At 41.3% G+C, this 8,024-nt stretch carries 9 protein-coding genes and 3 pseudogenes; 7 read left to right on the forward strand and 5 right to left on the reverse strand.

Translation table 11 applies throughout. The features are described 5' to 3' along the window. A partial coding sequence (locus AC1F2U_RS34125; RefSeq protein WP_480265168.1) for a transposase occupies positions 1-200 on the reverse strand: 200 nt, incomplete at its 3' end. A 181-nt stretch (positions 201-381) separates the two neighbouring features. Between AC1F2U_RS34125 and AC1F2U_RS34130 the strand changes: the two genes are divergently transcribed. Next, positions 382-1,026 carry an HAD family hydrolase gene (locus AC1F2U_RS34130; protein WP_480265169.1) on the forward strand — a complete coding sequence of 215 codons (645 nt, stop codon included), beginning with the start codon at positions 382-384 and terminating at the stop codon, positions 1,024-1,026. Between the two features lie 76 nt (positions 1,027-1,102). Here the strand turns inward: AC1F2U_RS34130 and AC1F2U_RS34135 are convergent, their stop codons facing one another. From AC1F2U_RS34135 to AC1F2U_RS34150, 4 genes are all read right to left on the reverse strand, one after another. Continuing rightward, positions 1,103-1,393, reverse strand: a complete 291-nt coding sequence (locus AC1F2U_RS34135; protein ID WP_196519416.1) for a hypothetical protein — start codon at positions 1,391-1,393, stop codon at positions 1,103-1,105. Positions 1,394-1,403: 10 nt separating this feature from the next. Next, positions 1,404-2,372, reverse strand: a complete 969-nt coding sequence (locus AC1F2U_RS34140) for a ParM/StbA family protein (protein WP_480265170.1) — start codon at positions 2,370-2,372, stop codon at positions 1,404-1,406. Between the two features lie 415 nt (positions 2,373-2,787). Next, positions 2,788-3,273 (reverse strand): hypothetical protein, encoded by a 486-nt coding sequence (locus AC1F2U_RS34145; protein WP_480265171.1) that lies wholly within the window; start codon positions 3,271-3,273, stop codon positions 2,788-2,790. Between the two features lie 77 nt (positions 3,274-3,350). Next, positions 3,351-3,941, reverse strand: coding sequence for a hypothetical protein (locus AC1F2U_RS34150; protein WP_480265172.1), 591 nt, complete (start codon positions 3,939-3,941; stop codon positions 3,351-3,353). A 257-nt stretch (positions 3,942-4,198) separates the two neighbouring features. Between AC1F2U_RS34150 and AC1F2U_RS34155 the strand changes: the two genes are divergently transcribed. From AC1F2U_RS34155 to AC1F2U_RS34180, 6 genes and pseudogenes are all read left to right on the forward strand, one after another. Beyond that, positions 4,199-4,951 (forward strand): ParA family protein, encoded by a 753-nt coding sequence (locus AC1F2U_RS34155; protein ID WP_480265173.1) that lies wholly within the window; start codon positions 4,199-4,201, stop codon positions 4,949-4,951. Position 4,952: 1 nt separating this feature from the next. Continuing rightward, the gene (locus AC1F2U_RS34160; RefSeq protein ID WP_480265174.1) at positions 4,953-5,906 is read left to right on the forward strand and encodes a ParB/RepB/Spo0J family partition protein; all 954 of its coding nucleotides are present in this window, start codon (positions 4,953-4,955) and stop codon (positions 5,904-5,906) included. A 222-nt stretch (positions 5,907-6,128) separates the two neighbouring features. Further along, positions 6,129-6,803 (forward strand): annotated as a pseudogene (locus AC1F2U_RS34165) (helix-hairpin-helix domain-containing protein); the annotation flags it as partial. A gap of 85 nt (positions 6,804-6,888) precedes the next feature. Beyond that, positions 6,889-7,023, forward strand: coding sequence for a hypothetical protein (locus AC1F2U_RS34170; protein WP_480265175.1), 135 nt, complete (start codon positions 6,889-6,891; stop codon positions 7,021-7,023). Between the two features lie 67 nt (positions 7,024-7,090). Continuing rightward, a pseudogene (locus AC1F2U_RS34175) lies at positions 7,091-7,732 on the forward strand (transposase domain-containing protein); the annotation flags it as partial. Between the two features lie 79 nt (positions 7,733-7,811). Beyond that, a pseudogene (locus tag AC1F2U_RS34180) lies at positions 7,812-8,024 on the forward strand (IS66 family transposase); the annotation flags it as partial.

Below are 8,024 nucleotides of genomic sequence, written 5' to 3' on the forward strand. Positions count from 1 at the left end.
CCATAAACAGTAGACCATGCAGGAAAATCCCCTGGTAATCCTCTCCAAGTACATCCTTCACAAAGTACGTAGAGAATAGCATTGACAACAGTGTATATAGCTATCCTACGAGGCCGACCCCCTGTTTTCGGTAAGGGAAACTCTTTTTCAATCAATTCCCACTGTTCCCAACTCAGGTTACTACGATATGCTTTAGTCATTTGCTCACAAGGTGCTGATGCTTACAATCTCAGCTTAAGCCTTGTGAGCTTTCTTACAATTGCCCCCCACTTTTAAAACATCCTCTAAGGCATTCAGTCCCAGATTAGTCAATAAGAGTGCGATCGCTCGGTAGTGTTAGTTATTACTCCTATGGTAGAATGCGAAATTTGAGGCGAAAACATGGTCAAAAATCGGTTCAAGCTTGTAATTTTTGATTGTGATGGAGTCTTGGTTGATAGTGAACCAATCATCAATCGTATTTTTGCAGAAACGCTCACGGAAGCTGGTTTTCCTATCACCTATGCAGAAGTAACTCAAAAATTTATCGGCAAGTCTCTAAAAACCTGTTTAGAGATTATCGAAGCATCTTACAAGAAACCATTGCCCAAAAACTTTGTCGAACTTTGCAAGGAACGAGAAATTGCTCCCTTGCAGCAAGAATTACAGCCAATTTCAGGAATTACCGAAATATTGGAGCAAATTAGATTACCCAAATGTGTGGCATCAAATAGTAGCCACCGCCATATTCAAATGGTATTGAAATTAACGGGGCTTCTGGATAAATTTGATGGCAAGTTATATAGTGCTAATGATGTTTCACGCCCCAAACCTTTTCCTGATGTGTATCTCTATGCAGCCGAGCAAATGAACAGCAATCCAGAAGATTGTGCTGTAATTGAAGACTCTGTAACAGGTGTACAAGCAGCATACGCGGCAGGAATGACAGTTTTTGGCTATGCCCATCAGAGCGATCGCACTGCTCTGGCTGAGGCAGGAGCTAAGATAGTTTTCAACGATATGCGGCAGCTTGCTAAACTGCTATAGCTGGGGACTGGGAACTATTTAAAATCCAAAATTCAATGTGTCAAAACTATTGCATTCTTGTGCCAATAGATCCTCGTTACAAATCAAAATCAAGGCTGAATGTTTCCCCTGAAGAATCTTCTTCTTTCTCCTCTGCAAATGGAGTTGGAGTCCAAGACGTGAGTTGGTTATCTTCAGTATTAATGGGTGTGTCAGCTAAAAGTTGTGCAGGTAATCCAGCCTTGATAAAAACAAAATAGCAATCAACTATAAAGTAAAGCGTGTCCAGGTAACTTTTATCTAGTTTTTGGGATTCTGCAAATATGCGCTCTCGGTAATTATCTTTGAGGCGAACTTTTTCCGGTGCTAAGTCTTTTTTATCTGCCATTGTTATAACTTCACTTAAGAGATGTACCAGATGTAGTAGTTGGGTTCTTGGCAAAAATAGTTTTTGCCATCTCTAAAAGCCCAGAGACATTGGCTTCTACCGGATTGTCCAGGATTTTGAAGCCGTTTTTCTCCAACAGCTTCTTAAATCCTGGTAAGAGGCAGCCTCCACCGATCGCCCAAATTTCATCCCCCTGGTGCTTGGCATCAAGTGTCAGATTCACCACTTTCTTCAAGTATTTCTCATACCAATCTTTCAAGCAAGCGGTGTAAACATCTTTGATATCGATGTCGCGGCTGTACCTGGTATGCCCCATTTCCAAACAAAATCGGATTTTGGATAAATCCCCAATTTTTCCGCCATTCAAATGTTTCATTTTCCGGGAGATATCATCAATGAGAACTTCTACACCTATGGGGTAAGCAGTGTGAACTTCTCGTTTCCCTTGGTTGTAACGGGAATACAGAGTGGTGCCATTGCCAAAGTCTAAAATGGTTAGCTTTTTCGGTAGTGGATGCCCAAATAATGCACCCATTCCCTCTAGTACAACTTTCAGGACTTCTACTTTTACTTCTGATTGTTTGCCAGCAAGTATTGGCTGATATTCTCCATTGAGTACTTTTTGTAGTTCTGATGCCAGACCAACATCATGTAAGCTGACGACTAATTTTAAGTGCCAAGCCTTACGGTGTGGAAGATGTGCTAATGCGCCCAACAAAGTCAACAACGCGTTGTTGACTTTATTTTCATTATTGTCTGTGTTGCGGTCAAAATAATTTCCTGTACGGTAAGCTGACTCTCCGACTGTGTAAGCAGTGCCGTTAAAAACTACCCGTCCTGGAACATCTTCCATCTCGGCATTAGTTATATAGCTGGGGACACGAACTACTTCAAAGCCATCGACTAAAAGTTTGAGACTTCCGTAACCGTTATCGAAACCCGCAGGAAAAATTTTTTGTAACGTGTGAATGTTTGACATCTGGTCCAAGTAATAAACTTTAAGAAAGTGAAAATTATCTGTTCAAGTGATCTGCAAGGGCAAGAGAAAGAAGAATAAAATAACTTCCCTTTTTTTCCTAATCTCAAGAGTTTATCATAACCCCTTGGGGGCTAAGTGGGGTACAAAATGTCAGTCAGTCAAATATACCCTACTTAGCACCTATGTATACCCTATACAGGGGTCAAAATTCCCAAAAGTCCTGAGCTATTGTTGGGGTATATATAGCCCCCATATAGCCCCCAGTAAGAATTTTTGAAATCTTTTTTATCAACGCAGCAAAAATTAATTTAGATCATCGTTGACTTTTTGATTTATACTTTACTGTCAATTTTTTGTTGAAAAGCAATTCAGTTTTGATCTTTAACTTCTTGCTGACTAAGTAACGAGTGCGTTATTACTTGCTTACAGGTTCAGCTTTCTCAACTGAATTATCATTCACACCCAAAGTTAATTCCAAAGGAATTTTTTGGGGATAAGCTTTTACTACTTGCCGATAAACCTCATAATTAGTAGGTAGGGTCTGCTGAGAATTACCCACCCCATAGGTCAGTTTGTACTTTACATCTTTGATTAATTCAGGTTTACCTACCTCTTCTTGAGGTCTTTTACGTTGTTCAACTTCATCAACACTTGGTCGCGGCGGTAAAGTAGGCCACCATAACCCTCGGTCGTCTGGGCCAACAACTGCTCCTGCCTGTTTCAATCCATTCCGATTCAACACTGAAGTATTAGCAAAAGTTTCAATGCGTGGTTGTGGTTGACTAGTTAGGTTATTCGCATACTTAACTTGCCAGGCGTAACTGGTGAGTGCTGTAGCTTCATACTGTTCAGTAGTAGCAGTACTGCAACTATTAAGCGTGAGCGCCGTTAGTGCAGTCATTATTGAGGTTAAAAATCTTATTTGCATTATCAATCGTTAATATCTCTACACCAGTGACTCTTGAAGAAAGTGTGTGATCATTGCTGCCAAGGTGAAGGAATCGCTATTGTTGAAAGCACCTCGCCTGTTGTTAATCTGATAGCCGTCTGTTCACAATTAGGGCATTGGATTTTCAACTGAATCAGTGAAGGACGACCTTTGTACTCACCCATCACAGGTTCACCTGTATACTTGCTGAGTATTCCCTGCTGACAGTGCCAGCACTCAAATATAATTCGGCTCACTGGTTTGTCACAGTCCAAAAATTGGATATGTTGACAGTGTGCTGGTGGTAGGTCTTCTTCATCCTCACGAAGTGTAAATTGGGGCTGCTGCCTGGGCTGTTGCGGCAATTTGGATTTTCTCTTGTCAGGAGAGGCACGGTCGGCCTTACTTTTCTCAAAAAGTTGCGGTTTTTCCGCAGCGTTCATCTTTGACATGAGAGGTATCACCTCTGCTTGGGCTGGCTGCTCAACTGACGGCGGCTCATCAATGGGAGTAATGCCAGGCTGAGAGGTTGGCTGCTGTTTCTCTACTGGTTTATAAGCAACAAGGTCAAGCTTTGGGCTTTGGTCGTTGGGTTTTGCCTGTTGTTTAGGTAGCTTGGGCGATCGCTCTTTTGATTTCATCAGAAAATTTTATGTGGACTTGGGGAAATAAGTTTATTTTAAGCGCCAATTTATTTCACTAAATCGCTCCTCATCGCCAGAATGAAAGTATAGTTAGCTTTTTAGGTAACAAGCAATTTGGAACATTAGTTTTTCATTACTTTGGTTTAAAACTTGTGAAAATCTTTGCGGTCTACTTAAATTGTCATAGAATCAGTTCATTCTGTAACTAATATATATATGTTTTTTCATCAAAAATCGCATAGTACTAAGAAAATATGATTATCGCAGTTACTAATCAAAAGGGAGGAGTAGCCAAGACAACCTCTACTATTGCACTAAGTGGATTGCTGGCAGAAAGTTCCTCCTGCCTTGTAGTTGACTTTGATCCCCAAGGCAATTTAACCACAGGTCTAGGAATCAAGATTCAGCCAGGGCAGATGACTGCTTATGAAGTACTTACAGATCGTAAACAGAGCGCATCTGAAACTATTATTGACACCGAGTACGGAATCAAGCTGATTCCGGCTGACATATCTCTAGCATCTGGAGAAAAGCAAATTTTGACCTCGGCAGATAATAGCCGAATCCTGAGAAAGAAATTGAATCCTTTACGGCAAAAATTTGCTCATATCCTCATTGATTGTCCACCTAGCTTAGGTATGTTGACTCTAAATGCACTAATGGCAGCAGATGCAGTCTTAATCCCCGTTCAATGTCAGTTTTTTGCTTTGGAAGGCTTACGACAATTATTGGAAACTATCGAAAGTCTTCGTGATGAAGACACTCACCCCAATTTGCAAATTTTAGGAGTCTTGCCTACAATGGCAGACCGTACACTCACGACCCAAGATGCTCTCAAAACTCTTAAAACTAAACTCCCTGGGGTCAAAATTTTTGAACCAGTTCCTAAGTCTGTTCAGTTTCCAGAGTCTAACTTGGCGCGTCAACCAATCCATCGGTATACCACAGAAAGAAAATTGATTGAACCTTATCAAGAAATCGCCAGGGAAATGGCAGAACAGGAGTAATATGGCGAAGCGGCGCTTGTCAATGGCAGATGAAATGGAATTTCCGAATAAAACAAGACAATTCCTTGACTTAGTAGGAGTTACCAATAATCCTCAACTCTCGGAAAACCAATCTATTGAACAATCTTTATTAATAACTCAAATTCACCTAGCTGCTCATCAGCCTCGGCGTTATTTTTCAATTCAAGGAATGGAAAACCTAGTTGCTTCTATTCGTGAACATGGTATCTTGCAGCCACTGCTTGTCCGACCGTTAGAATCCGGTAATTATGAATTGATTGCTGGTGAACGTCGCTACCGTGCTGCTCAAACTCTTGGAATAGAGCAAGTTCCGGTTATTATCCGCCATCTCAATAATCAAGATGCTTTCCAAGTCGCCCTTCTCGAAAATTTGCAACGGGAAGATTTAAATCCGGTTGAGGAAACTGAAGCTATTTTGCAACTGCTATCTATCCGCTTGGAATGCTCTCAAGGAGAAGTTATTTCCCTACTCAATCATATTGCTAACCTCCAAAAGCAAAAAACAGAAATTACGAACAACGTTGTTCGTAACCAATGGGAAATGGTAGAAAAGATATTTTCAGTAATAGGTAGGGTGACTCCAGACAGTTTTCGTAGTCATCGCCTACCTTTACTAAATTTACCTAAAGATGTTCTAGAAATTTTGCGCCAAGGACAACTAGAATATACCAAAGCCCGTATCATCGCTCAATTGAAAGACGAAGATCAGCGGCATCAACTTTTAGTGAAAACTATTGAAGAAAATCTTTCAGTTAGAGATATCAAAAGTTACATTCAATCAGTTCAACCTCTTAAGTCTTCTCAGCCGAATATCCTGAGTAATCGGATGAAGGAAGCCTATCAGCGAGTTAAGCAAGCTAAAGTCTGGGAAGATCCTAATAAAGCAAAAGTTTTAGAGAAGTTGTTAGGGCAAATTGAAGCTTTATTAGAGTAAAATCTATAGTTTTTTACAACAATTTCACTCTTGCCAACCTTTGAGGCGTAGCTTCCATAGCTTGCGCTCGTAGTCATCGTATGGTGAAGCGAAGCAGCATTTTCGACTTTATCATCTACTATTACTGTAACCTGAAAAAGATAGTATTTATGTACTATAATCAACGGAATTCCAGTATTATATATAATTATGTGCGGCATCTGATCATAAGCAATGTCCACAGCCATCAAAGAAGTGATGGTATTTCTCCAAGGGCATGGCGTTTCAACCACTTATGCTGTGAAGATTTACAAGCAATATAAGGATGAAGCGATCGCTACTGTTACTAAAAACCCCTACCAGCTAGCAGCTGACATCTACGGGATCGGTTTTCTGACTGCTGACAAGATTGCGAGAAATATCGGAATTGCGCCAGACTCAGAATTTCGTTACCGTGCGGGAATTATCCACTGTTTAAGTGAAGCCGCCGAAGATGGTCACTGTTACTTACCACAAAGTGAACTGATTGAGTCGGTAATCAAACTGCTGACTACCGAATCTCATCAGCCCACGAAAGAAGCGGTCGCGATCATTATTAAAGATATGGCACAAGCCGCCGATCTGATTAGAGAGCGGGATGAAGAAAAAACACTACTTTGCTACAAGCCGACTTACTTTCATACGGAACAGAATTTAGCTCAACTGATACGCCAACGTTTGGAAAATCCTGTTGGCACTGACATTGAGCGTGTGCGTGATTGGATTGACCGCTTTACAGCCAGCCGAAAAATCCAGCTTTCAGAACAGCAACGCCGAGCTGTAGAAATAGCAGCCTACTCCAAAATCATGATCCTCACTAGTGGCCCTGGCGTTGGAAAGACCTTCACCACCCACACCATGAGAAACCTTTGGAGTTCGACCTCTATATTGCGAGAAATACCGTCCGCCTCAACCTCCTAAGCAATCGAAAATAGTCCCTATAGGCAAGAGGAAACCCAGAGCTATGAACTACAAGAGTGGCAAGGATATAGCTCAATACGGTTCAGTTAAGGCTAGAATAGCTGTAAAATGGGCATTGTTTCCAAAAATGGAAATCAAGCAGGGTGCATCTCAAAGAATTCTCATTAGTGTCTCCTAAGATACAAAGTACGGAGATATTCAAAGCGATAGAGGTCGCTATCCCAGCAACTTCAATCGAACAAGCGATGCCTGCGGCGGGCTACGCCAACGCTAAAACTAAAGTAGAAGAGGAACGCCATCGTTCGTTACCAGCACATCTGGTCATTTGTCTAATAATAGCAATGAGTCTGTGGTCGAGAGATTCAATGCGAGATGTACTAAAAAATCTCATTGATGGTCTTTCAGAGGCATGGGTAAAAGTTGGTAAATATTGGCGTATCCCTTGTAAATCAGCTATCACCCAAGCCCGACAGCGACTAGGTGCAGGGGTAATGACGCAATTGTTTCATCAGTTGGTGCGACCAATGGCAAACAGCGAAACAATTGGAAGTTTTCTAAACGGACTAAGAATTGTAGTGATTGATGGAACTTGCTTAGATATCCCAGATAGTGATGAAAATGCAAGAGTTTTTGGTCGTCCCGGTAGTCGTCCTGGTACACAAGCGGCATTTCCCAAAGTTAGATTAGTTATTTTGGTAGAGGCAGGAACACATTTAATTTTTGATGCCTTAATGTGCCCATATAAGATTGGAGAACGAGTTAGATCACTAAAATTATTACGCTCAGTAACATCCGGAATGTTGTTAATGTGGGATAGAGGTTTGCACTCTTACGCTATGGTACAAGCAACAGTAAGCAAGGGTTGTGATTATTTAGGAAGAATACCAGAAGAGCGTTAAATTTTTAGTAAGGATTCAGGTGCTAGGGTATTGACAAAGGGGACGCTTGGAGTGGAGTATCACAATCATGAACCTCAACGTGCCTCAACAAATCGATCGGGAAAGTCTTAACCAGCTGTCCAAAGAAGAGTTGGTGGATATAATCATTGAGCAGGCGATCGTTATCCACCAGTTACAAGCAACAATAGAAGAACTCAAACAAGAGGTAGGGCGGCAAGCATGTTAGTCTAGGCCTTGATAGCAAGACATCTTCAAAACCGCCATCTGGGGACATCCTGAA

The sequence above is a fragment of the Nostoc sp. LEGE 12454 genome, assembly GCF_056620565.1.